Annotated in this window: 22 protein-coding genes and 1 riboswitch; of the genes, 7 read left to right on the top strand and 15 right to left on the bottom strand. The window is 63.8% G+C overall.

Features of this window, described 5'->3' with window-relative positions; genetic code table 11:
• Position 1 precedes the first annotated feature (1 nt).
• The 5 genes from N7E70_RS29365 to N7E70_RS29345 all read right to left on the bottom strand — a co-directional run bounded on the left by N7E70_RS29365 (position 2) and on the right by N7E70_RS29345 (position 5870).
• Positions 2–1195 carry an acyl-CoA dehydrogenase family protein gene (locus N7E70_RS29365; RefSeq protein ID WP_154384303.1) on the bottom strand — a complete coding sequence of 398 codons (1194 nt, stop codon included), beginning with the start codon at positions 1193–1195 and terminating at the stop codon, positions 2–4.
• Between the two features lie 3 nt (positions 1196–1198).
• Positions 1199–2047 (bottom strand): enoyl-CoA hydratase family protein, encoded by an 849-nt coding sequence (locus tag N7E70_RS29360; RefSeq protein ID WP_067967731.1) that lies wholly within the window; start codon positions 2045–2047, stop codon positions 1199–1201.
• Entirely contained in the window at positions 2044–2820 is a 777-nt protein-coding gene (locus tag N7E70_RS29355) for an SDR family NAD(P)-dependent oxidoreductase (RefSeq protein WP_083948825.1), read from the bottom strand. The genes N7E70_RS29360 and N7E70_RS29355 overlap by 4 nt, the downstream gene beginning before the upstream one ends.
• Before the next feature lie 2 nt (positions 2821–2822).
• A complete protein-coding gene (locus N7E70_RS29350; RefSeq protein WP_263005262.1) occupies positions 2823–5150 on the bottom strand; it encodes a bifunctional salicylyl-CoA 5-hydroxylase/oxidoreductase in 2328 nt (775 codons plus the stop codon).
• A 171-nt stretch (positions 5151–5321) separates the two neighbouring features.
• On the bottom strand, positions 5322–5870 hold the full coding sequence (locus N7E70_RS29345; protein ID WP_067968471.1) for a cysteine hydrolase family protein: 549 nt from the start codon (positions 5868–5870) through the stop codon (positions 5322–5324).
• A 105-nt stretch (positions 5871–5975) separates the two neighbouring features.
• Here N7E70_RS29345 and N7E70_RS29340 point away from each other — a divergent pair, with 105 nt between their 5' ends.
• Complete coding sequence (locus N7E70_RS29340) at positions 5976–6950, top strand: GlxA family transcriptional regulator (protein WP_263005261.1); 975 nt, start codon at positions 5976–5978, stop codon at positions 6948–6950.
• A gap of 46 nt (positions 6951–6996) precedes the next feature.
• Here N7E70_RS29340 and N7E70_RS29335 read toward each other — a convergent pair whose 3' ends face one another.
• The 3 genes from N7E70_RS29335 to N7E70_RS29325 form a co-directional block, all read right to left on the bottom strand.
• On the bottom strand, positions 6997–7521 hold the full coding sequence (locus N7E70_RS29335; protein WP_182574331.1) for a MarR family winged helix-turn-helix transcriptional regulator: 525 nt from the start codon (positions 7519–7521) through the stop codon (positions 6997–6999).
• Between the two features lie 95 nt (positions 7522–7616).
• On the bottom strand, positions 7617–8585 hold the full coding sequence (locus N7E70_RS29330) for a threonine ammonia-lyase (protein WP_263005260.1): 969 nt from the start codon (positions 8583–8585) through the stop codon (positions 7617–7619).
• Entirely contained in the window at positions 8582–9361 is a 780-nt protein-coding gene (locus N7E70_RS29325; RefSeq protein ID WP_263005326.1) for a GntR family transcriptional regulator, read from the bottom strand. The genes N7E70_RS29330 and N7E70_RS29325 overlap by 4 nt, the downstream gene beginning before the upstream one ends.
• 150 nt (positions 9362–9511) lie before the next feature.
• Here N7E70_RS29325 and N7E70_RS29320 point away from each other — a divergent pair, with 150 nt between their 5' ends.
• The 4 genes from N7E70_RS29320 (at position 9512) to kynU (ending at position 13598) form a co-directional block, all read left to right on the top strand.
• Entirely contained in the window at positions 9512–10498 is a 987-nt protein-coding gene (locus N7E70_RS29320; RefSeq protein WP_263005259.1) for an ABC transporter substrate-binding protein, read from the top strand.
• Positions 10499–10623: 125 nt separating this feature from the next.
• Complete coding sequence (locus N7E70_RS29315) at positions 10624–11403, top strand: ABC transporter ATP-binding protein (RefSeq protein ID WP_182574334.1); 780 nt, start codon at positions 10624–10626, stop codon at positions 11401–11403.
• A 5-nt stretch (positions 11404–11408) separates the two neighbouring features.
• Positions 11409–12332: an ABC transporter permease gene (locus N7E70_RS29310; protein ID WP_182574335.1), complete on the top strand. Its 924-nt coding sequence runs from the start codon at positions 11409–11411 to the stop codon at positions 12330–12332.
• Positions 12333–12350: 18 nt separating this feature from the next.
• Positions 12351–13598, top strand: coding sequence for a kynureninase (gene kynU / locus N7E70_RS29305; RefSeq protein WP_263005258.1), 1248 nt, complete (start codon positions 12351–12353; stop codon positions 13596–13598).
• Between the two features lie 46 nt (positions 13599–13644).
• Here the strand turns inward: kynU and N7E70_RS29300 are convergent, their stop codons facing one another.
• From N7E70_RS29300 to N7E70_RS29270, 7 genes are all read right to left on the bottom strand, one after another.
• On the bottom strand, positions 13645–14331 hold the full coding sequence (locus N7E70_RS29300) for an ABC transporter ATP-binding protein (protein ID WP_182574337.1): 687 nt from the start codon (positions 14329–14331) through the stop codon (positions 13645–13647).
• Positions 14328–15077 (bottom strand): ABC transporter ATP-binding protein, encoded by a 750-nt coding sequence (locus N7E70_RS29295; RefSeq protein ID WP_067967763.1) that lies wholly within the window; start codon positions 15075–15077, stop codon positions 14328–14330. Before N7E70_RS29295 ends, N7E70_RS29300 begins: the two co-directional genes overlap by 4 nt.
• Entirely contained in the window at positions 15070–16041 is a 972-nt protein-coding gene (locus N7E70_RS29290; RefSeq protein ID WP_067968477.1) for a branched-chain amino acid ABC transporter permease, read from the bottom strand. The genes N7E70_RS29295 and N7E70_RS29290 overlap by 8 nt, the downstream gene beginning before the upstream one ends.
• Before the next feature lie 25 nt (positions 16042–16066).
• Positions 16067–16987 (bottom strand): branched-chain amino acid ABC transporter permease, encoded by a 921-nt coding sequence (locus tag N7E70_RS29285; RefSeq protein ID WP_067967767.1) that lies wholly within the window; start codon positions 16985–16987, stop codon positions 16067–16069.
• Positions 16988–17255: 268 nt separating this feature from the next.
• Positions 17256–18392: an ABC transporter substrate-binding protein gene (locus tag N7E70_RS29280; RefSeq protein WP_263005257.1), complete on the bottom strand. Its 1137-nt coding sequence runs from the start codon at positions 18390–18392 to the stop codon at positions 17256–17258.
• A gap of 44 nt (positions 18393–18436) precedes the next feature.
• Positions 18437–19273, bottom strand: coding sequence for a tryptophan 2,3-dioxygenase (kynA, locus tag N7E70_RS29275; RefSeq protein ID WP_263005256.1), 837 nt, complete (start codon positions 19271–19273; stop codon positions 18437–18439).
• Positions 19270–20895, bottom strand: coding sequence for an AMP-binding protein (locus N7E70_RS29270; protein ID WP_067967773.1), 1626 nt, complete (start codon positions 20893–20895; stop codon positions 19270–19272). The genes kynA and N7E70_RS29270 overlap by 4 nt, the downstream gene beginning before the upstream one ends.
• Before the next feature lie 309 nt (positions 20896–21204).
• On the opposite strand from N7E70_RS29270, the gene N7E70_RS29265 reads away from it, so the two are divergent.
• Both N7E70_RS29265 and N7E70_RS29260 read left to right on the top strand, forming a co-directional pair.
• Positions 21205–22032 (top strand): alpha/beta hydrolase, encoded by an 828-nt coding sequence (locus N7E70_RS29265; RefSeq protein ID WP_263005255.1) that lies wholly within the window; start codon positions 21205–21207, stop codon positions 22030–22032.
• A 281-nt stretch (positions 22033–22313) separates the two neighbouring features.
• Positions 22314–22515, top strand: a riboswitch (cobalamin riboswitch).
• Between the two features lie 179 nt (positions 22516–22694).
• Positions 22695–24554: a TonB-dependent receptor domain-containing protein gene (locus N7E70_RS29260; RefSeq protein ID WP_263005254.1), complete on the top strand. Its 1860-nt coding sequence runs from the start codon at positions 22695–22697 to the stop codon at positions 24552–24554.
• The last annotated feature ends 2 nt before the right edge of the window (positions 24555–24556 follow it).

The following is a 24556-nucleotide window of genomic DNA, read 5'->3' as shown; positions in this document are numbered from 1 at the left end:
CCTACCTCGAGGCCTTCATCAGCTCGCGGCCGATGATCAGCTTCTGCACTTCGGTGGCGCCTTCGTAGATGCGCAGCGCACGGATCTCGCGATAGAGGCGCTCGGTGATCTCGCCGACACGCACGCCGCGGCCGCCGAACAGCTGCAGTGCCTGGTCGATGACCCACTGGGCGTTCTCGGTCGCCGTCATCTTGGCCATGGCGGCCTCGCGGGTGATCGGCAGCTTTTGCACGTCGCGCCGCCAGGCAGTACGCACGGTCAAGAGCGAGGCTGCGTCGATGGCAGTCGCCATCTCGCCCAGCGTGCTCTGAGCGGTCGGCAGGTCGGCCAGCGTCGCCCCGAACATCTTGCGGGACCTGGCGTGCGCTACGGCTTCGTCGAGGGCGCGGCGGGCAAAGCCGAGGGCTGCGGCAGCCACTGACGGCCGGAAAATGTCGAGCGTGCGCATGGCAATCTTGAAGCCTTCGCCCGGTTCGCCCAACAGCTGGGATGCCGGGATGCGGCAATCGTCGAACCTGACGCGTGCCAGGGGATGCGGGGCGATCGTCTCGATGCGCTCGGCGATCGAAAAGCCCGGCGTGTCGGCATAGACGACGAAGGCCGAGATACCGCGCGTGCCGGGCGCCTCGCCGGTGCGGGCAAAGACGGTGTAGACGTCGGCGATGCCGCCATTGGAGATGAAGACCTTCTCGCCGTCGAGCACATAGGTGTCGCCATCACGGCGGGCGCTGGTACTCATGGCGGCAACGTCGGAGCCGGCCTCTGGCTCGGTCAGGGCGAAGGCCGAGATCAGTTCGCCTCGGGCAATCTTAGGCAAGATGGCCTGCTTGAGTTCGTCCGTACCGGACAGGCTGATCGCGCCGGTGCCCAGTCCCTGCATGGCAAAGGCGAAGTCGGCGAGACCGTCGGCATAGGCCAGTGTCTCGCGGATCAGGCAGAGCGAGCGGCTGTCGATCACGTCCGACGCGCCGCCGAAGGCCGCCGGCACGCAGTGGCGCAGGATACCCGCCTGACCAAGCGCCGCCACCAGCTTCTTGCAGGCGCCGTCGGCATTGCCATGGTCGATCTCGCCCAGCCCGCCGCTGGCGATGAAGGCGTCGAGTTCAGCCGCCAACGCGCGGTGGGGGTCGGCGAAGAACGGCCAGTCGAGGTGGTCGCGGGTTGGCGCACTGGTCGGCATCAAATGCGCGGCCATGGCTCAGTTCCCCTTGAATTCGGGCTTGGCTTTGGCGGCGAAAGCCTCGAAGGCGCGGCGAAAGTCGCCGGTCGCCATGCAGATCGCCTGGGCCTGCGCTTCGGATTCGATCAGCTGGTCGATGCCCATCGCCCATTCCTGGTCGAGCATCTTCTTGGTCATGGCATGCGCAAACCAGGGGCCGTCGGCCAGGTTGCGGGCGAATTTCTGCGCCTCGGCGAGCAGTGCGCCACGCTCATGCAGCGCATTGTAGAAGCCCCAGGCATGGCCCTCGGTCGAGGTCATGACGCGACCGGTGAACAGAAGTTCGGCGGCGCGGCCCTGGCCGATGATGCGCGGAAGGATGCCGCAGGCGCCCATGTCGGCGCCGGCCAGGCCGACGCGGGTGAACAGGAAGGCGGTCTTCGCCTCCGGGGTTGCGACGCGGTAGTCGGACGACATGGCGATGATCGCACCGGCGCCAGCGCAGATGCCGTCGACGGCGGAGATGATCGGTTGCGGGCAGGCGCGCATCTGGCGCACCAGATCGCCGGTGAGGCGGGTGAAGTCGAGCAGGTCATGCATCGGCATGCGGGTCAGCGGCTCGATGATCTCGAAGACGTCGCCGCCCGAGCAGAAGTTGTTCTCGGCACCCGTGATGACGATGGCGCGCACGTCGCTGGCCCGGTGCAGGGCGCGGAACAGGTTACCGAGTTCCTCGTAGCTCTCGAAGGTCAGCGGGTTCTTCTTCTCTGGGCGGTTCAGCGTGATCGTCGCGACCTTGCCGTCGGCATCGGTCTCGAACTTGAAGTGCTGAGCCTTGTGGCCCTGGAAGGGATGCTTCTTGTCCTGCATCGGGTTGGTCATGGTCATCCTCCCAGAACTTCGCCGCCGGCGACCGGGATCGCCTGGCCTGTGATTGCGGTTGCCTTTTCCGAGGCGAGCCAGAGCACGGTGTCGGCCACTTCCTCTGGCGTCACCAGCCGCCCTTGCGGATTGACGCGGGCGAGCGTGGCGCGTGCCTCTTCGGCCGAACGCCCGGTCTTGCCGGTGATGGTTTCCACGGCGCCGTCGAGCAGCGGCGTGTCGGTGAAGCCGGGGCAAACCGCGTTGACGGTGACGTCGGTGCGGGCAAGCTCAAGAGCCAGCGCGCGCGTCATGCCGACCACGCCATGCTTTGAGGCGCAATAGGCTGAGACATAGGCATAGCCGGTCAGGCCGGCGGTGCTGGCGACATTGACGATGCGGCCCTTGCCGGCGCGCTTGACCGAAGCAAGCGCTGCCTGTGTGACCAGGAACGTGCCGGTGAGGTTGATGCCCATCACCCGGTTCCACAATGCCAGGTCGGTTTTGTCGAACGGTGCCGACGGCGCTTCGCCGGCGCAGTTGACCAGCACGGCGATGTCGCCTGCATGCGCAATCGCCTTGGCGATGCCTGCCTCGACCGAATGCGCTTCAGTGACGTCGAAGCCATCAAGCACGAAGGCCTCGCCGCCGATCTTGGCGATCTCGTCGCGCACCGCCTCGAGCGGCGCGGCACGCCGTCCGCACAGGCTGACGCCGTGGCCGTCGGCGGCGAGCGCCAGTGCGATGGCGCGGCCGATGCCGCTGCCGGCGCCGGTGACCAGGGCGTGACGCTTGGCCATGCTCATGCCTTGCCCGTGGGAGCAGCCGCCGCGGCGCGGGCGAGGTTGTTCACATATTGGGCACGGGCCGAATGATACTGCTTTGGCCAGGCCTGTTCGGCATAGCCGATCTTTGCCGCCTCATGCATGACGAAAGACGGGTCGGCGAGGTGCGGGCGGGCGACGGCGCAGAGATCGGCGCGGCCGGCGGCGATGATCGAGTTGGCGTGATCGGCTTCCGAGATCGCACCCACGGCAATTGTCGGCACCTGAATCTCGTTGCGAATCTTGTCGGAGAAGGGCGTCTGGAACAGGCGGCCATAGACTGGCTGCTCTTCCTTGACCACCTGGCCCGACGAGCAGTCGATCATGTCGGCGCCGGCGTCCTTGAACATCCTGGCGAAGATCGCCGCGTCTTCAGGCGTGTTGCCGCCTTCGTACCAGTCATGGGTGGAGAGACGCACCGAGATCGGCTTGTCCTCAGGCCAGACGGCACGAATGGCGCGGAACACTTCGAGCGGATAGCGGGCGCGGTTCTCGTGGTTACCGCCATATACGTCGTCGCGCAGGTTGGTCAGTGGCGACAGGAAGGAGGACAGCAGGTAGCCGTGGGCGGCATGCAGTTCGAGGATGTCGAAGCCGAGGTCGCGGGCCCGTTCCGTGGCGCTGACGAAATCGGCCAGAACGCGATCCATATCCTCGCGGGTCATGGCGCGCGGCATGTCGGAGTGCTTGAGATAAGGCAGGGCGGAGGCCGAGATCAGCGGCCAGCCGCCTGAGGTCACCGGCTGGTCGATGCCTTCCCAGGCAACCTTGGTCGCGCCCTTGCGGCCGGCATGGCCGATCTGGATGCCGATTTTCGCCGGCGTCTGCTGGTGGACGAAGTCGACCATGCGCTTGAAGGCTTTCGCCTGCTCGTCATTCCACAAGCCGAGGCAGCCGGGCGTGATGCGCGCGTCTGGCGACACGCAGGTCATCTCCGGGAAGACGAGTGCTGCACCACCCATGGCGCGGGCGCCGATATGGACGAGGTGGAAGTCGTCGGGCAGGCCGTCGGTGGCCGAATACATCGCCATCGGCGACATCACGATGCGGTTCTTCAGCGTCAGCCCGCGGATCGAAAACGGCGTGAACATCGGCGGTGGTACCGAGCCGTTGGGGGCAGGCGACACGCCGGCGCGCTCGGCGAACCAGCGCTCGAAACCTTCCAACCAGTGCTTGTCGCGCAGGCGCAAATTCTCATGGCTGATGCGCTGCGAGCGGGTCAGCATCGAATACATGAATTGCTCGGGTTCGAGCGTGTCGGCATAACGGGTGCCCACCACTTCGAACCACTCCATGGCGTTGCGCGCCGCATTCTGGATGCGGGCGACGTCGACGCGGCGTACTTCTTCATAGGCTTCGAGCACGGCCGGGATGCTGGCCTTGTCGTGGCCGATGAGGTCGAACTGGCGGGTCAGCTCGATGGCGTCGTCGATGGCAAGCTTCGTGCCGGAGCCGATGGCGAAATGCGCGGTATGGGCACTGTCGCCCATCAGGACGACGTGGCTTTGACCATTGAAGTGGCTCCACTTGTCGCAGATCAGGCGGCCGAAATTCAGCCAGGCCGAGCCGCGCAGATGGCGCGCATTGGTCATCAGCTTGTGGCCTTCGAGCGTCTCGGCAAACAGCTTCTCGCAAAACGCGATCGACTGATCCTGGTCCATCTCGTCGATGCCATGCGCCTTGAACACTTCGTCGGTGGTTTCGACGATGAAGGTCGAGGTGTTGTCGTCGAAACGATAGATGTGCGCCTGGAACCAGCCGTGCTCGGTGCGCTGGAAGTCGAAGGTGAAGGCGTCGAAGCGCTTGTCGGTGCCGAGCCAGATGTAGCGGTTCGGCCGCATCACCATGTCGGGCTTGAAGATGTCGGCATATTTGTGCCGGATGCGCGAGTTCACGCCATCCGACGAGATGATGAGGTCAGCTTCGGGGAAGTCATGGTCGCCCTGCACGTCGGTCTCGAACACCAGCTCTACGCCGAGCTCGATGCAGCGCTCCTGCAGGATGTTCAGCATCCTTTTGCGGCCGATGCCGACGAAGCCGTGGCCGGTGGTGCGGATCTTGCGACCCTTGAATACCAGCTCGATGTCATCCCAGTGGTTGAAGGCGTCCTCGATGGTCTCGGCGGTAGCCGGGTCCCACCGGCGCATCGACTGCATGGTGGCGTCGGAGAAGACCACGCCCCAGCCGAAGGTGTCGAAGGGACGGTTGCGCTCGACGACGGTAACCTGATGCTCGGGGTGCTGCTTCTTCATCAGCAGGGCAAAATAGAGACCGGCCGGTCCGCCACCGATACAGACAATGCGCATGCCGTCCTCCTCCTGAAGCCGTTCGGTCAAGTGGACATGCGTGCCCGACCCTGACCATGGAGGCACCATGGACGCTTTCAAAAAAAACTTCAAGCTTAAAGTTATTTTGGAAGTGAACGCAAAAAGGCCCCGGTCGGCGAGCGCGCGACCGGGGCCGAAGGCCTGAATGTACTAGCGCGACAGGTACGTCGTGGTATCCACGAGTTCGCCATAGCCGAAGGCGATCGCTGCCATGACGGCGTCGTGGACCTGGGCGGCCGGCACCGTCTTGCCGTTGAACTCGAGATCGCGCGTGGCGCAGGCATCGTGGACGACCGATGTCTTGTAGCCGAAGTCGGCCGCAGCACGGGTGGCGCCTTCGACGCACATGTGGCTCATCGCGCCGACGATGACGACTTCCTCAATGCCCTTGGCGTCGAGTGTCGCCTTGAGGTCGGTCTCGCGGAATGAATTGACGAAGTTCTTGGTGATGACCTTCTCGCCGTCGGCCGGGGCGACGGTGGCGTTGATCTCGATGCCCGGCGTGCCGGGCGCAAAGATCGGAGCGTCGGCGGCCTTCGAGAGATGGCGGACGTGGATGACGGTGTCGCCCTTGGCACGCGCCGCTGCGATGATGCGGGCGGCGTTTTCAGTTGCCTGCTCGATGCCGACGAGCGGCATGCGGCCGCCGGGGAAATATTCGTTCTGGATGTCGATGGCGATCACTGCGCGTTTGCTCATGTCCCTGATGCCTTTGCTGTTGGGAAGAATGTTGCCTGCAGGATGCAATGGATTATGGTGCCGACCCATTGGCGATATCGACATAACAAGGGGTGATTTCGACAAATGGCAAAAGCTGGCGTCATCGAGATCGGGCTGGTGTTGTACCCCGGCGCGCAGATGTCGGCGGTGCTTGGCATGACCGACCTGTTCGAGCTCGCCAACCGCACCGCCAACCGCAAGAGCCATGGTATGCCGCCGAACCAGCTGCGCGTCAGCCACTGGCGCGCGGACCAGGCGGAGCATGCGCCTCAGCGGGTGTTCGACACCCATCCCGACGCTTCAGGCGTAGCTGAGGTCTATGTCGTGCCGCCGGCGCTCGGCGATCCGATTTCGCGAGAGACTATCGCGTCGCTCGCCGGCTGGCTGCGCCAGCGCCATAGTGCTGGCAGCGTGCTGGCGTCCGTCTGTGCCGGCGCCTTCGTGCTCGGCGAGACCGGGTTGCTGGCCGGGCGGGCGGTGACGACGAACTGGGTCTATGACGAGGCATTCCGGTCGCGTTTCCCCGAGGCCAGGCTCGACACCGACAGGCTGCTCATCGATGACGGTGACATCATCACTGCCGGCAGCCTGATGGCCTGGACCGACCTCGGCCTCCGGCTTGTCGACCGCTTCCTTGGGCCAACCGTGATGATCGAGACCGCCCGGATACTGGCGCTCGATCCTCCCGGACGCGAGCAGCGCTACTACAGCGCGTTTGCGCCGCGGCTCAGCCATGGCGACGCGGCCATCCTCAAGGTCCAGCATTGGTTGCAGGCGGGCGAGGGCAAGGAGCTGAACCTGGCCGTGCTGGCATCGTTGGCTGGATTGGAAGAGCGCACGTTCCTGCGCCGCTTCCAGAAGGCGACCGGGCTGACGACGACCGAATATGGCCAGCGCCTGCGCGTCGGCAAGGCGCGCGAACTGCTGCAATTCACCACGCAGACGGTCGACAAGGTGGCGTGGGAGGTCGGCTATGGCGACCCTGGCGCGTTCCGCAAGGTCTTTGCTCGCATCGTCGGGCTGACGCCGAGCGATTATCGCGCGCGGTTTCGGGCATAGAGCAATTCAGAAACGCGGTTTTCCATCAGGAATTGCGTCGAAGAACCTAGCTGCCCTTGGCCAGCGACGCGACGATGGAGCGCTTCAGCTTGCCGAGTTCGTCGAGCAGGATGCCGCCGTCCTTGGCCGACAGAGTGCCGAACAGGTCGCCGATCCAGTCGGCATGTGCTGCGGCCATCTTCTCGAATTCGGCGCGGCCGAAGGGCGTCAGCGCGATGATCTGGACGCGGCGGTCGGTGGGCGAGGTGGTGCGGCTGATGTGGCCGCTCTCGGCCAGACGCTCGACCAGGACGGTGATGTTGCCGGGCGATACCATCATGCGCTTGGACACTTCGCCCAGCACCATGCCGTCCTGGGCGCGTTCGAGCTGTGCCATCAGGTCGAAGCGGGGCAGGGTGGAATCGAACTCTTCGCGAAGGCGGCGGCGCACTTCTGTTTCAACCAGCGTCGAGCAGGTCAACAGGCGCAGCCAAAGGCGAAGCTCGGTGCCGTGATCCGCAGGCGCTTCGAGTACCTTGGTCTCGCCGTCCACCCAGCCTTCGGCGCCGGCTGTATCCTTGCGCTCTTCCATCTGTGTCAGGGTCTTTCCTCGCCGCGGCCGGTGCGCCGGCTATCCTCTCGGGCAGTTGTAGTGCCGTTTCGCGCGATAGTACAAGCTTGAAAGGTTCAAGGGGCAGGAATGTTGCCGGCAAGAACCGCCGAGTAAGCGGCGGCATCGATGTTGCCGCCAGAGATTACGCATACGATGTTGCCCCTGGCATGCTCGCTGGTCAGCGCCGCAGCCAGCGAGGCCGCGCCCGCGCCCTCGGCGACGACCTTGGACTTGGCGAACAGCAGCCGCATCGCTTCGGTGACCTGCTCCAGACTGACTGACACCGCGCCGTCGATCAGCTCGCGCGCGATGGGCCAAAGCTGCGGCACAAGCGACGGGCCGCCGATGCTCTTGATGAAGGAAGGGCGCGTCTCGATGTCGACGATGCGGCCAGCCGCAAGAGCCGCCGTCACAGGGGCGGCGTTCTCGTCCTCGACGGCGAAGACTTTTGCCTCGGGTCGCAAGGCCTTGACGGCGCTCGCCACGCCCGTGGTCATCGAGCCGCCGCCATAAGGCGTCAGCACGACGTCGACCTCGGGCAGGTCCTCGACAATTTCCATGCCGATGGAGCCGTTGCCCGACAGCACCGCCTGGTCCGACACCGGGTTGATCAGAAGCTCCGGAAATTCGGGCCGGTCAGCGCCGATGATGTATTGCCACCATGTTTCCATGGAGATGAAGCGGACTTCGCCGCCGAGCCGACGCACGCCATCGATCTTTGTCTGCGGCGCGCCCGCATACATGTAGGCTGCCATCGGCACGCCGAGCCTGTTGGCAGCCCAGGCCATGCCATAAGCCATGTTGCCGGAGCTCGTGGTGGCGACACCCCGGGCGAGCGTCTCGCGGTCGCGTGACAGAAGGGCGTTCAGCGCCGGCCGCAGCTTGAACGCGCCGATCGGTGACAGCGTCTCGAGCTTGAGGAAGATCTGCCGGTCGGGCAGGCCGAGATCGAGGCGGACCAGCGGCGTTCGCGGAACATGAGAGGCGATTCGGGCGCGGGCGGCGCTGATCTCGTCCAGAGACGGGCGATAGGGGGCGGTCATTCGGCGGCCGAGGGTGTTCTGAGGCTGCCGGCGCGGGCGGCGTGTCTGCTGCCGCTGTAGTCCTCGGTGTGGACATAGACATGCAGCGTGTAGCCGATGTGATCGATCATCAACGCCTTGGCCTTTTCGAGATCGCGGTCGAGTGCGGCTTCCATCAGGGCGGTGTGCGGTCCGATCGACTGTGCCTCGTTAAGGGCCGCCATTGCCTCTTCGTAGCCCTGCTTCTGGCCCGCGGCCGCGCGCAAGGTTGGTGCTAGTCCTAGGAACCTGTGATGGCGCCGGAGCTGGTCGGAGATTGTCGAGCGGAAGCGCAGCAGCCAGTTCGACGTGGCGGCACTTAGCAGCGCCGAGTGAAACGCCTCGTGCTTCTCGTCCCAGTCATCGACGGAGGCATCGGAAGGATCCTCGACTGCGGTCTTGCAGCGCGACAGCCGGTAATGCGCTGTAACGACAGCCTCTTCCCAATCGCTGCCGCCTTTCTCGATCGATTCCAGCAGAAGCGGCAGTTCGACCACCATCCTGGCTCGCGCCAGATCTTCCAGCTCCTGGCGTGAAACCGAGGCGACGGTGAAGCCGCGATTGGAAATCGCCGTCACCAACCGTTCAGCCTCGAGCCGCGACAATGCCTCGCGCAGCGGCGTCCAACCAACGCCATAGGCCGTGCGCAGCGCGCTCAGCTTGAGGGGGGCGCCCGGCATCAGCCGGGTGGTCAGGATGTCTCGGCGCAGCAGCCGGTAGGCTGCTTCCGTCTTGGTCGAATTCTCATCATCCTGCATCGTCATTCGTCCCTGTCTCTGCAAAAATTATATATCATGGTGGCTCATGGCAAGAATTATATATAATGTTTGACAGAGCTCTCCGGACTGCTCATGATTGTCTCCATGCCGCCGCTAAGGGGTGCGGCGCAGTCAATCTGGGAGGAATCGATGAGAAACTTGAAATCCGGTCTGATGTCGGGCCTGGTTCTGGCCGGCGCGCTTGCCGTCAGCCTTGGTGCAGCCGTTGCCGACCCAATCAAGATCGGTGTCGCCAATTTTGGCGAACACCCGCAGCTCAACGCCGCTGTCGCCGGCTTCAAGAAGGCACTGGCTGACAATGGCTATGTCGACGGCAAGGACGTCGTCTTCACCGAAAGCCACACCAATTTCGACGCGTCGCTGGTTCCCCAGATGATCGCCAAGCTGCAGGCCGAACAGCCCAAGCTGATGTACACCGTCACCACCCCGGTGTCGCAGATCGCCAAGAAGGCGCTCGCCGGCTCGGGCATCAACATCGTCTTTTCGGCTGTGACCGACCCGGTCGCCGCCAAGCTGGTCCCGTCGTGGGAAGCCGGCGACGAAGGCATGACGGGTGCTACCGACCTGCAGGACGTCAAGGCGGTGATGGAATTCACCAAGAAGCTGCTGCCGAACGCCAAGCGTTTCGGCGTGCCCTACAATCCGGGTGAAGCCAACGACGTCGCTCTGGTCGAAAAGATCAAGGAAGCAGCGCCTGCCGCTGGCTTCGAAGTGGTCGAAGTGGGTATCGACAACGTCAACGACATCCAGCAGCGCATCGCTTCGCTCGCCGGCAAGGTCGACGTGATCTACGGCCCGACCTCGAACCTGATCCAGCCGGCTATCCCGGCCGTTGCCGCCGCGGCCCGCCAGGCTGGCATTCCGGTCGTCAATGCCGACGACAATGCAGTCCGCGACGGTGTCGTGCCTGCCAGCTTCGCGGTGAACTACGAGCAGGTTGGCATCAACGCCGGCAAGATCGCCGCCGAAATCCTGAAGGGCAAGGACCCCAAGACCATCGCGCCGTCGCGCCCGGCCTATGAGGACCATGCCGCGACGATCTCGAAGAAGGCCATGGCCGCCTTCGGCATCGAGATCCCCGCGGCGCTCGCTGATTGCGGCTGCATCGTCGACTAACACTCGACTTCGTCAATACTGGTAGCGGCGTCTGGCGCATCGGCCCAAGAGGCACGATGCGCAGGTTCAGAAACTTGGAGCGCCCTGGCGCTCCAAGGCGCCGTTACCTTTTCCGGGAGGGACGGATGCTCGAAATCCGATCTGCACGTAAAGTTTTCTACAAGGGCCAGGCCGACGAAAAAGTCGCGCTGGACGGCCTCAGCCTCAAGCTCGCCACCGGTGAATTCGGCGTCGTCATCGGCTCCAACGGTGCCGGCAAGAGCAGCATGCTCAATGCCATTTCGGGGGCGCTGGTGCTCGATTCCGGCCAGATCCTGATCAATGGTGACGACGTCACCGGCATGCCCGTTCACAAGCGCGCCATTCGCCTGGCTCGCGTTTTCCAGGATCCGATGAAAGGCACCGCCGCCTCGATGACGGTCGCCGAAAACATGCTGCTCGCAGATCTGCGCAGCAAGAAACGTACCTTGCGCCAGGGGCTCAATGCTTCACGCCTCGCGGCCTACAAGGAGCGTCTGGCACTTCTCGGCCTCGGTCTCGAAAATCGCCTGGACACCCGCGTCGAACTGCTTTCGGGGGGGCAGCGCCAGTCGCTGTCGCTGATCATGGCGGTCGGCGGCTCTCCGGATCTGCTGCTGCTCGACGAGCATACTGCGGCACTCGATCCGCGCACCGCCGACATCGTCATGCAGGCGACAGTGCGTGCCGTCGATGCCTTGAAGCTCACCACTTTGATGGTGACGCACAACATGCAGCATGCCGTCGATTTCGGTCACAGCGTCATCATGCTTGATGCCGGCAAACTTCGGCTCGAAATCTCCGGCGAGGAAAAGGCCAAGGTCACGGTTGTCGACCTGATCGGCCATTTCTCCGTGAAAACCGACCGCATGTTGCTGGCGAGCTGATCATCATGGACTTTATCCAGACCGTTTTCACGAGCTTCGTCTCGCTCATTCCCGTCACCCTGGCGCAGAGCCTGATCCTGGCATTTGTCGTGCTTGGCATCATGATTCCGTTCCGTACCCTCAATTTCCCCGACCTCACCAGCGAAGGCGCATTCCCGCTCGGCGGCTGCGTCTGCGGCGTGCTTCTGGCGGCTGGTGCTTCTCCGCTGACGGCGCTTGCCGTGGCGCTGATCGCCGGTTTCCTCGCCGGCTGCTGCACCGCCTTCATCCATCTGCGCTTCCGCATCCACACGCTGCTCGCCGGCATCCTGATGATGACGATGCTGTACAGCATCAACCTGCGCATCATGGGCAAGTCGAACCTGTCCGTGTTCGGCGCGCCGACGGTTTTCGACTGGGCGCCGTTCGTCCAGCCCGGCTTTCCGGCCGCCAAGATCATCGTTGCCGGCCTCATTGGCGCGATCGTCTTCATCCTGCTCAACATGTTCTTCAAGACCGAGAAGGGCACCGCGATCCGCGCCGTCGGCGCCAATCCCGACATGGCCGAAGCGCAAGGCATCAATGTCTGGGTCGCCACCATCGGCGGCGTCGGCCTCGCCAGTGCGTTCTCGGCGACCAGCGGCGCGCTGATGGTGCAGAGCCAGGGCTTTGCCGACGTCAATATGGGCCTCGGCATCCTGATCAACGGCCTTGCCGCGCTGATGATCGGCGAAGCCATCGTCGGCAAGCAGACTGTGCTGCGCCAGCTCGCTGCTCCGTTCGTCGGCGCTGTCGTCTACTACCAACTGGTCTCGTTCTGTCTCGCCGCCGGCATGCCGCCCCCCGATCTGAAGCTCGCCACCGGCCTGTTCGTGCTCGCCATGCTTGCACTTCCAAGCCTGCGTCGCAGCCGGGGCCCGGCACAAGCACGCGAAACCGTTCGCGAATAATCAAGGATAGCCCGCATCATGACTGCATTTCCCGATCTCGCCGCTGTCGAGGCGATGGACGCTGTCGACCCGCTGCGTTCGATGCGTGATCGCTTCATCCTGCCGGAAGGAGTGATCTATCTTGACGGCAACTCTCTGGGCGCCGCGTCGCATGCTGCCTTCTGCGAGCTCCAGGCAGCTGCCTCCAAGGAGTGGGGACAGGATCTGATCCGCGCCTGGAACACCGCCGGCTGGTTCGACATGCCGACCGAGCTGGGCGACCGCATCGGCCGCCTGATCGGTGCTGCACCTGGCCAGACGGTTGTCTGCGACACCACGTCGACCAACATCTACAAGGTGCTGCATGCAGCCCTTGCGATGCGACCCGACCGTTCGGTCATCGTCGCCGAAGGCAACAGCTTCCCGACCGATCTCTACATGGCGGAAGGCGTTGCCTCGACGCGGGCCGGTGCCGTGCTCCGGCTCGAGGGCGTCGATGCGCCAAGCATCGAAGAGCTGATCGACGACAAGGTTGCGGTGGTTCTCGTCAACCACGTCAACTACAAGTCGGGCGAGCTGCGCGACATGGCGGCGCTGACCAGAAAGGCCCAGGCGGCAGGTGCCCTGATCGTCTGGGATCTCTGCCACTCGGCAGGTGCCCTGCCGGTTGATCTCGACGGTGCCAATGTCGATTTCGCCGTTGGCTGCACCTATAAGTATATCAATGGCGGTCCCGGCGCCCCGGCCTTCATTTACGCCGCCACGCGTCACCTCGCCGACGTTCAGCAACCGCTGAGCGGCTGGTGGGGACATGCCAGACCCTTCGCCTTCGAGCAGGGTTATGCGGCGGACGCCGGCATTCGCCGGTTCCTGTGCGGTACCCAGCCGATCCTGACCATGCGGGCGCTCAAGGGCGCGCTCGATGACTGGGACAACGTCGACATGGCAGCGCTGCGCAAGAAAAGCATTGCCCTGACCGACCTGTTCATCCAACTGGTAGAGGCCAAGTGCGGCGCCTACGGCCTCAAGCTGGAAAGCCCGCGCGACGGCACGAAGCGCGGCAGCCAAGTCTCGTTCGAGCACGACAACGCCTATGCCATCATGCAGGCGCTGATCGCGCGCGGCGTCATCGGCGACTTCCGCGCACCGGCTACGGTGCGCTTCGGCTTTACGCCGCTCTATGTCGGCTTCAAGGACGTCTGGCAGGCGGTCGAGATCCTCGAAGACATCATGCGGACCGGCGCCTGGAAGGAAGCCCGTTTTGCCGTCAAGTCGGCAGTGACCTGATCTCAGGTCGAATGGAAACGAAAAGGGCGGCAGATGCCGCCCTTTTTCATACACCGAGATAGCGGTCCTGGATGTCAGGCGTCAGCCGGTCCGGCGTGCCTTCGAATACGGTCACGCCCTTCTCCAGCACGAAGCAGCGGTCGGCCACCGGCAGCAGCTCCGACAGCGTCTTGTCGACAACCAGGATCGACTGACCCGCAGCCTTGAGCTTGCGGATCGCCGCCCAGATGTCCTGACGGATGACGGGTGCAAGACCCTCGGTCGCCTCGTCCAGAATGAGCAGGCTGGGATTGGTCATCAGCGCGCGGCCAATCGCCAGCATCTGCTGTTCGCCGCCCGAGAGCGTGTTGGCATACTGATCGCGGCGTTCGCCGAGGCGTGGAAACAGCTCGACGACTTTTTCCAGTGTCCACTCGCTGCCGCGCGCTGCGGCAAGCAGGTTTTCCAGAACGGTCAGGTTGGGAAAGCAGCGCCGTCCCTCCGGAACCAGACCCAGGCCGAAGCGGGCGATGCGATGTGGACGCATGCCGGCGACCTGGCGGCCGGCGAAGCTGATTGAACCGGAGCGCGGCTTCGCCAGGCCGAGAATGGAGTTGATCGTCGTCGTCTTGCCCATGCCGTTGCGGCCCATGAGCGCCACGACCTCGCCCTCCTTGACGTCGAGCGAGACGCCGAAGAGCGCCTGCGATGCGCCGTAGAAGGTTTCGACGCCTTTGAGTTCGAGCAGGCTCACGCGGCTTCTCCGAGATAGGCCCGGCGGACTTCGGGGTCGTTGCGGATCTGGTCGACAGTGCCGGTGGCAATGACGCGGCCGTAGACAAGCACGGAGATTCGGTCGGCGAGGGCGAAGACGGCATCCATGTCGTGCTCGACCAGCAGGATCGGCGCTTCATGGCGCAGACCGTCGAGGAACCTGGTCAGCGCTTTCGAGCCCTCCGGACCCATGCCGGCCATCGGTTCGTCGAACAGGAAGGCCTTTGAGCCGAGCGCCAGCGCAATTGCGATCTCGAGCTGACGGCGTTCGCCATGCGACAGCTCGGCAGCGGGCAGGTGGGCGCGTCCGGCGAGACCGACGCGCTCCAGCATCGCCATTGCCGGTTCGGTCAGGCTCTTGTCGCTCATGACAGGGCGCAAGAATCGGAAGCTCGTGCCCTGGCGTGCCTGCACCGCCAGCATGACGTTGCGCAGGGCGGAAAACTCCTGCGCCAGCGACGAGATCTGAAAGCTGCGGCCGAGGCCGAGACGGGCGCGCGCGGCCATGTCGAGCCCGGCCATGTCCTGGCCGAGGAAGCGGATGCTGCCGCTGTCCGGCCGCAACGAGCCGGAGATCTGGTGGATCAGCGTGCTCTTGCCGGCGCCGTTGGGCCCGATCAGCGCGTGGATCTCGCCGGGCCTGAGTTCAAGGCTGACGCCATCTGTCGCCTTCAGGGCGCCGAAGGTCTTGCGGAGGTCGCGGATTTCGAGGATCGGCTCAGCCATGACGCGCCTTTCCGGCCAGCAGGCCGAGCAGCCCGCCGCGGGCAAACAGAACGACACCGAGCAGGATCAACCCAAGGAAGAACTGCCAGCGTTCGGTGATGCCGCCAAGGGCGAATTCGAACAGGACATAGAGCATGGCCCCGGCGACGGGTCCGAACAACCGGCCCTTGCCACCCAGGATGATCAGCACGATCAGTTCGCCCGACATATGCCAGGACAGCATGGAGGGGCTGACGAATTTGTTGAGGTCGGCAAACAGCGCGCCGGCGAGGCCGGTGACCATTGCCGAGATCGCGAAGGCAACGAACCTGATGTTGAATGGAGCGATGCCGACAGCGGACAGCCGCGTTGCGTTCTGCCGGGCCGCCTGCAAGGACGCGCCGAAGCGCGAGCCGCGCAGCAGCCAGAACAGACCGAGCGCCAGCATCAGAACTGCATAGCAGATCAGGAAATAGGACAGCGGCTGGGCGGTGTTCACACCGGGGAATTCGTTGCGCACATAGATCGAAAGCCCGTCCTCGCCACCATAGGCCGGCCAGGACACGGCGAAGTAGTAGATCATCTGCGCGAAGGCGAGCGTGATCATGATGAAGTAGACGCCCGCGGTGCGCAGGCTGATGGCGCCGATCGGCAAGGCGATCATGCCGCAGACGAGAACCGCGACGAGCCAGATGATGGGCATCGATGCGGTGCCGGGGATACCGGCGAACAGCGGCACGCCGTCAAAGGCATGGGTGGCGAGGATACCGGCAGCATAGCCGCCGAGGCCGAAGAAGGCGGCGTGGCCAAACGACACCAGCCCGCCAAGGCCAAGTGCGATGTTGAGGCCGACGGCGGCGAGCGCCAGGATGGCGATGCGCGTTGCGAGCGTGATGTAGAACGGCTCGCCCATCGTCTGCGCCACCAGCGGCAAGCCGAGCAAAAGCAATGCGAGGCTGACGTTGACGATGGTTTCGGGGGTCATGATGGGTGCGTTGGTCATGACGTCCTCACGACTGCGTCGCAAACAGGCCGCTAGGCCTGAAGGCAAGGATGAGCGCCATGACGATGTAGATCAGCATCGAGGCAAGTGCTGCACCTATCGGGCCGGCCTGGGCGGCGGGGATCATCAGCGCCAGAGCCTTGGGCAGCAGGAAACGCCCCATGGTATCGACGACGCCGACCAGGATGGCGCCGAACAAGGCGCCCTTGATCGAGCCGATGCCACCGATGACGATGACCACGAAGGCGAGGATCAGCGCCGGCTCGCCCATGCCGACCTGCACCGACTGCAATGCGCCGACGAGCGCGCCGGCAAGACCGGCCAGTGCAGCGCCAAGTGCGAAGACGACGGTGTAAAGGGTGCGGATATCGACGCCGAGTGCGGCGATCATCTCGCGGTCGGACTCGCCGGCGCGGATACGCATGCCGAGCCGCGTCCGCGAGATCAGCACATACAGGCCCAGTGCTACCACGACACCGACGCCGATGATGGCGAGACGGTAGAGCTGGTACTGGCCGCCGCCGGGCAGGGGGACTGCGCCTTGCAGCAGCGGCGGAATGTCGAGATACAGCGGGAACGAGCCGAACAGCCAGCGCGTGCCTTCGGAAAAGATCAGGATCAGCGCGAATGTCGCCAGCACCTGGTCGAGATGGTCGCGGTCATAGAGGCGGCGTATGACCGTCACTTCGATGATTGCGCCGGCCGCTGCCGCAGCAACGAGGCTCGCCGCCAGGCCGATCCAGAACGAGCCGGTGGCAGCCGCGACCGCAGCACATGCGAAGGCGCCGATCATGTAGAGCGATCCATGGGCGAGGTTGATCAGGCCCATGACGCCGAAGATCAGCGTCAGGCCGGCGGCCATGAGGAACAGCATCACCCCGAGCTGCAGCCCGTTGAGAAGTTGCTCGAGGAGCAGTGCTATGGACAAGGGGACGCTTTCGCTGGCTGGATTGTCGTTTCAGTGTGGCGGGACGCCTACAACTCTTCAAATGCGCCGCTGAGGGAATTCGACCCCCACTCCGGGTTGCTTCGCAAACCACCTCTCCCCCGTTCGACGGTGGAGAGGAAAAGCCGCTGCGGCTTGGCTCCTTTCCTCTCCCCTTATGAGGAGGAGAGGTGCCGAGCGCCGCGAGGCGGAGTGGGGGTCGGACGCTTCGTTACAAGGCTGGCCTGCAACGAGCGGGCCTGAACCCATCCTACATCTTGCACTGGTCGGCGTAGGCGTCCTTGTGGTGCTCGAAGGCAGTGGCGACGATCTTGTTGGTCAGCACGTCGCCTTCCTTGATCACTTCACGCACGTAGATGTTCTGCACCGGGTGGTTGTTGGTGTTGAAGGTGAACTCGCCGCGCACCGACTTGAAATCGGCGGCCTTGAGTGCTGCGCGGAAGGCATCCTTGTCCTTGACGCTGGCCTTGCCGAGCGCCGAGAGGATCAGGTTTGCCGTATCCCAGCTCTGGGCGGCATAGACCGAGGGCAAGCGCTTGTATTCGGCCTGGAAGGCCTCGACGAACTGCTTGTTGGCCTCGTTGTCGAGATCCTTGGACCAGCTCGCCGAGTTCTTGACGCCGAGGGCTGCGTCGCCGACCGCCGGCAGTATGTCCTGGTCGAAGGAGAAGCCCGGGCCCATGACCGGAATGTTCACGCCCGACTGGGCGTACTGCTTCATGAACGAGATGCCCATGCCGCCGGGCAGGAAGAAGAACACCGAGTCGGCGCCGGAATCGCGGATCTGGGCGATCTCGGCGGCGTAGTCGGTCTGGCCGACCTGGGTGTAGACTTCGCCGGCCAACTCGCCCTTGTAATAGCGCTTGAAGCCGGTCAGCGAATCCTTGCCGGCCGGATAGTTGGGCGCGAGGATGAAGGTCTTCTTGTAGTCATTGTTGGCGTACTGGCCCATCGCCTCGTGGAAATTGTCGTTCTGGTAGGCGACGTTGAAATAATTCTTGTTGCACTTGGCGCCGGCGAGCGCCGACGGGCCGGCGTTGGGCGACAGGTAGATGACGTCCTGCGCCACAGCGTTAGGCACCACGGCCATTGCGAGGTTCGACCAGATGATGCCGGTCAACAGGTCGACCTTGTCGCTCTGGATCATTTTTTCGGCGAGCTGGACGGCGATCTCCGGCTTCTGGGCATCGTCCTCGACGACCAGCTCGACATCCTTGTTGCCGGACTGCTTCATGGCCAGCGCAAACGCGTCGCGCATGTCGACGCCGAGGCCCGCACCGCCGCCCGAAAGCGTGGTGATGACGCCGATCTTCACCGGTTCGGCATAGGCAAGGCCGGATGCCGCCAACGATAGGCCGAAAATTCCTGCCGCAATGATTTTCTTCATTAGGTTACTCCTCCCAAGTGTTCCCGATTATTTGATTTGAAGTCCTAGAGCCGGGTGCGAACTTTCCAGAGTTCGGGAAACAGTTCAACCTCCAGCATCTTCTTCAGATACGAGGCGCCAGACGTGCCGCCGGTGCCGCGTTTCATACCGATGATGCGCTCGACCGTGGTGACATGGTTGAAGCGCCAGCGCCGGAAGTAATCCTCGAAATCGACAAGCTTCTCGGCCAGCTCGTAGAACATCCAGTAGCGTTGCGGATCGCGATAGATCGCCTGCCAGGCGACGAGCACTTCTTCGTTTTCGCTGCGCGTTTCGCGCCAGTCGGTGCGCTTGCCGTCGGCGCCGATATCGAAGCCGTTGCGACCAAGCAGCAGGATCGCCTCGTCATAGAGCGAAGGCTGGGCGAGAACCGCCTCGAGCTTTTCGCTGAGTTCGGGCTGGTGGGCGTGCGGGCGCAACATGGCTGTGTTGCGGTTGCCGGCCATGAACTCGATGGCGCGATACTGCCAGGACTGGAAACCCGAGGACTGCCCGAGCGAGTCGCGAAATTCGGTGTATTCGCTCGGCGTCATCGTCCTGAGCACATCCCAGGCGCTGTTGAGCTGCTCGAAGATGCGCGACACGCGGGTCAGCATCTTGAACGAGGGCTCAAGCTTGTCGGCACGAATCGAGCGGATCGCCGAGCCGATCTCGTGCAAAGCGAGCTTCATCCACAGCTCGGACGTCTGATGCTGGATGATGAACAGCATCTCGTCATGGGCGGTCGACAGCGGCGCCTGAGCGTCGAGGATCTTTTCGAGATGCAGATAATCGCTGTAGGACATGCGGTCCTTGAACGACATCTGCGCGCCCTCGACGGAGGGATCGTAAGGCTTGCTCAATTCATCTTCTCCGCACGCAACCGGAAACGCTGGATCTTGCCGGTCTGGGTCTTGGGCAGGGCGTCGATGAACTTCACCGAGCGCGGGTATTTGTAAGGCGCGATCGTCGCCTTGACGTGATCCTGAAGGCGCTTGACGGTCGCGGCGTCGGCGGCGACGCCGGCAACCAGCACGACATAGGCCTCGACGATCTGGCCGCGTTCGCTGTCAGCCGCGCCGATGACGGCGCATTCGGCGACTTCGGGGTGCGAAAACAGGGCGGCTTCAACCTCGGGACCGGCGATGTTGTAGCCGGCGCTGACGATCATGTCGTCGGAACGCGCGGCGAAGTGGAAGAAACCGTCGGTGTCCTGGATGAAGGCATCGCCGGTCAGGTTCCAGCCGTCGCGGACATATTCGAGCTGCCTGTCATCGGACATGTAGCGGCAGCCTGTCGGGCCACGCACGGCAAGCTTGCCGACAGTGCCGCGTGGCACCTCGTTCATGTCGCCGTCGACGACCCGCGCTTCATAGCCGCCGACCGGCTTGCCGGTGGAGGCGGGTTTCATGTCCTCGAAGCGGTTGGAGATGAAGATATGCAGCATCTCGGTGGCGCCGATGCCGTCGAGGATCGGCTTGCCCGTCTTGGCCAGCCATTCCTCGAACACCGGTCCGGGCAAGGTCTCGCCGGCAGAGACCGCGACGCGCAGCGACGACAGGTCGGCGCCTTCGTCCATGGCCTTCAGCATGGCGCGATAGGCGGTCGGCGCGGTGAACGAGATCGTCGCCTTGTAGGTCTCGATGATGTGGATCATGTTCGGCGGCGTTGCCTGCTCGAGCAGGGTCGCGGCCGCGCCGAAGCGCAATGGGAAAATGGCCAGGCCGCCAAGACCGAAGGTGAAGGCCAGCGGCGGCGAGCCGACGAAGACGTCGTCGGAGGTGACCGAAAGCACCTCCTTGGCATAGGCGTCGGCGATGATCAGCAGGTCGCGATGAAAATGCATCGTCGCTTTCGGCACGCCCGTGGTGCCCGAGGTGAAGCCGAGCAGGGCGACGTCGTCGCGGCCGGTCTTGACCGCTTCGAAGATGACGGATTTGTCGAGCGCGACCCGGTCGAGTTCGGCGTCGTGGTTGGCGGTGCCGTCGAAGCCGATCACCTTGGTCAGGAAGGCGCTGTCCTTGGCGCAGGCGATCATCTCGTCCATCAGGCGCGTGTCGCACAACGCAATCGTGATCTCTGCCTTGTCGACGATCTTGGCGAGCTCACCGGCGCGCAGCATAGGCATGGTGTTGACGACGACAGCACCTGCCTTGGTCGCGGCCAGCCAGCAGGCGACCATTGCCGGGTTGTTGGCCGAGCGGATCAGCACCCGATTGCCGGGCTTGACGCCGTAGTTTTCGACCAGCGCATGCGCCAGTCGGTTGGTCCAGTCGGACAGCTCCTTGTAGGTGCGGCGTCGGCCGTTGCCGATCAGCGCGGTGTGGTCGCCCAGGCCTTTTTCGACCAGGCGATCGGTCAGCTCGACGGCCGCATTGAGGTGCTCGGGATAGTCGAAGCCGTCGAGCAGAAAGGTCGGCCACTGGTCCTGGGGTGGCAGGTTATCGCGCGTGAAGGTGTCGATATGCGCTGACGGTCCAAGCATTCTGCGGCTGTCCCCTACCTGCTCATCGGCATGACGGAAGCGCCATGCGTGCGTTGGAATGCGTTACTTCGGGGGAAGGTGCTGCGCCGCAACGGGTAGCCGTTCGGCACAGGCCGCGGCTATGCACGATCGACATGCGATCGGCGTCTGGCACAGCGAGACCTCCCACGTTCTCGACTGATGGCTGAGAATTGCACCGGACCAAAATTATTTCAAGCATAAAGTTTCTGCCGCTGGCCCATTGACGCAATCCGGCACGCTGGCCATTGCTATGCGCCTGGATTGCTGCCGCCTTGGAGGGATGCCCGTATGCTCGAACGCCATATCGCCGATTGGGACAACGCCTACACCAATGGCGCCAACATCGCCGGTGGCGATCGTTGGCCTGCTGCATGGGTGGAACCGGCACAGACGTTTCGCGACGCCCTGTCGGCAGATGAGAGAGCGCAGTTCGACATCGCCTATGGTGACAGGCCGCGCAACCTGCTTGACCTGTTCCTGCCTGAAGGCACGCCGAAGGGGCTCGTCGTCTTCGTCCATGGCGGTTACTGGATGGCGCTCGACAAGAGCTACTGGTCGCATCTCGCCAAGGGTTCCATCGACAGCGGCTACGCGGTGGCGATGCCGTCCTACAGCTTGTGCCCGGAAGTCAGGATCGGCGATATCGTGCGCGAGGTCGGTGCGGCGATCGGCAAGGCAGCCGCGTTGGTCGAAGGCTCGATCATGCTGACCGGTCATTCCGCCGGCGGACACCTCGTGTCGCGCATGGTCGCGGCTGCTTCGCCGCTTGCGCCCGATGTGCAGTCTCGTATCCGTCATGTCGTTTCGCTCTCGGGAGTTCATGATCTCAGGCCGCTGATCAACACCGGCATGAACAAGACGCTCCACATCGACGAGACCGAGGCGCTGGCTGAAAGCCCGGCGCTGCTGCGGCCGGTGGACAACGTCCGCATCACCTGCTGGGTCGGCGGTGGCGAGCGCGCCGAGTTCCTGCGCCAGAACGCATTGCTTTCCAATATCTGGACCGGGCTTGGCGCCACCACCGCTACAGTGGTCGAGCCCGACCGGCATCACTTCAGCGTCATCGACGGGCTTGCCGACAAGGATCATGCGCTGACAAGGACCTTGCTCGGCTGAACATGCGCGGATGATACCGACGCGGCCGAAGATGATGTCGATGGCCGTAGCGCGCACATCGTCGGTTCAGTTTCCGCGACCCCGTTGGCAATGTGCAGGTGGCCTCTGTCCACCAGGGGCAGTGCCGTCCAATTGGCGGTCCCATGCAGGGCTTGCCGCGTCCGGGGCGATTGCACAAGTTGCCCTGTTTGTCCGTGTCCAATGATCCTATCTAGTTGAAAATCAATATATTTTATGGACGGTCGCATGATTGCGATTGACAAGCCTCGGCATCCCTGAGTAGCGTCCGCCTCGGAATCGGTTCCGCCGAGAGGCGGATGAAAAGGGAACACGGTGAGGCCGAAGGCCAAATCCGCGACTGCCCCCGCAACTGTAACCGTTGAGCCTCTTCCATCATGCCACTGAACGCATTCGCGCGTTCGGGAAGGCGGAAAAAGGCTGTGACACGGAAGTCAGGAGACCTGCCCGTTCCAGTCACCCATGCTTGTCCACGGGGTGTGGTCAGGCGCGGTCGCTCGTGGCGGTGACATCGAAAGTGTTGCCGCATGCGGAAGGCCGTCGGGTCAATCTTGTCCCAAAGTCTGCCTGCCGACCTGTCTTGCCTGCGGTTTGGAAACCGGGTGCGATCCTTGTCGCGCCCCCCAAACCATTTGAGGGCAGAAATGCAGAGACTTATCCTGGGCATCGGCGCGATCATGCTGGCCATCCCGACACCATCCAGCGCGCAGCAGGCGCCCGCTGCAGGCGGCGTGACCGTGCTGCCGCGCCTGGTCGTTACGCCGCTGCGCCGCGAAACCGCGCTTGTTCGCCCGACGTCGTCGGTCACAGTGATCGACGAGGAAGAATTGCGAAAGTCCGCGGCAGCTGACCTGCCGTCGTTGCTGAAGCACTATGCCGGCGTTTCGATCATCGGCTATGGCGGCCAGGGGGCCTCGTCCAATGTCTATCTGCGCGGCATGTCGGCCGGCCAGACGCTGGTGCTGGTCAATGGCGTCCGCAGTTCGTCGGCGACCAGCGGTACGAGCTCGATCTTCAACATTCCGCTGTCGTCGATCGAGCGTATCGAGATCGCCAAGGGACCGCACTCAGCGCAGTATGGCGCCGATGCCATCGGCGGTGTCGTCAACATCATCACCAAACAGGGCGGCCAGTGTGCCGACGGCCGTAACACCTGCGGCAGCATCACCTCGGGCGTCACGCATCCCTGGGGTGGCTATCTCTCAGGCGATCTGCGCGGACGCACCGAGGACGGCATCGATTACTCCGTCGGTGGCTCCATCCTAGGCACGCGCGGCTACGACTTCACCACGCCGCTGGCCTGGGGACATGAGCCTGACGACGATGGCTTACTGCAAGGCTCGCTCAACGTCGCAGTCGCCAAGGAATATGGCTGGGGCCGGCTATATGCCGATGGCCTGTTTGCCCGGGGCCGCAGCCAGTACGATGCCTCCCCGCCTTCCGCCAATGAAGTTGACACCGACACCTTCGCCGGCAGGATCGGCGCACGGGTGAAGCATTCCGACAGCTGGAGCTCGACCGTCGAACTTTCCGGCAACCTCGACTATTCGAACAATGTCCGTGACGGCGTCGTGGGCAGCAGCGAATTCGACACCAGGCGCTACGGCATCTTCGCGTCGACGGAAAAGTCCTTTGAAACAGGTGAAGTCAGGCATGTCCTGGTCGGCGGTGCCGAGGCCTATCGCGAGGAGGTGGCTTCGACTGTCGATTTCGGTGTCGGCTCGCGCGACCTCGCGGCGGTGTTCGGCCAGTACTCGCTCGACTATGGCGCGCTGACGATCGACAGCGGTCTGCGCTACGATCACAATGAACAGTTCGGAGGCGCCACCACCTACAACATCGATGCCAGCTACGAGCTCGTTCCCGAGCTTGTGGCGCGCGCCTCGTACGGCACCGGCTTCCGGGCGCCGACCTTCAGCGACCTCTATTACCCCAACTACTCCAATCCCAACCTGAAGCCGGAGAAGTCGCGGTCCTATGAGATCGGCATCAACTGGCGTCCAAGCGAGGGGACCGAGCTTGACGTCGCCTTCTACCAGACCTGGCTGACCGACGCGATCGCCTCCAACCCGCCGACCTACCTGCCGTTCAATGTCGCGCGCGCCAAGGTGACCGGTATCGAGGCCAGCCTGTCGCATGCGTTCGACGAGCGCTGGAGTGGCAAGGTTTCGATCGACTACCGCTCGCCGAAGAATGAGGACAACGGCCGCTACATTCCCTATCGCGATCGCTTCAAGGCGGCCGCCGAGGTGAGCTTTGCCGCGACCGACAGCCTCGACCTCACCGCCAAGCTGCTCTACGGCGCGGCGCGCTACGCCAATGCCGCCAACACCGTCAAGCTGCCGGACTATGTGACGGTGGATTTCGCCGCCAACTACACGGTCGACGAGCGGGCGAGCCTGAAGTTTTCGGTCGAGAACCTGTTCGACGAACACTATTCGACCGTCACCAACTATCGCGCGCCGGGCCGAAGCTTCAATCTGAGCTTCACGCGTGTGTTCTGATG

The organism is Aminobacter sp. NyZ550, assembly GCF_025628925.2.
Lineage (GTDB): Bacteria > Pseudomonadota > Alphaproteobacteria > Rhizobiales > Rhizobiaceae > Aminobacter > Aminobacter ciceronei.
This window is presented reverse-complemented; position numbering and strand designations above follow the sequence as displayed.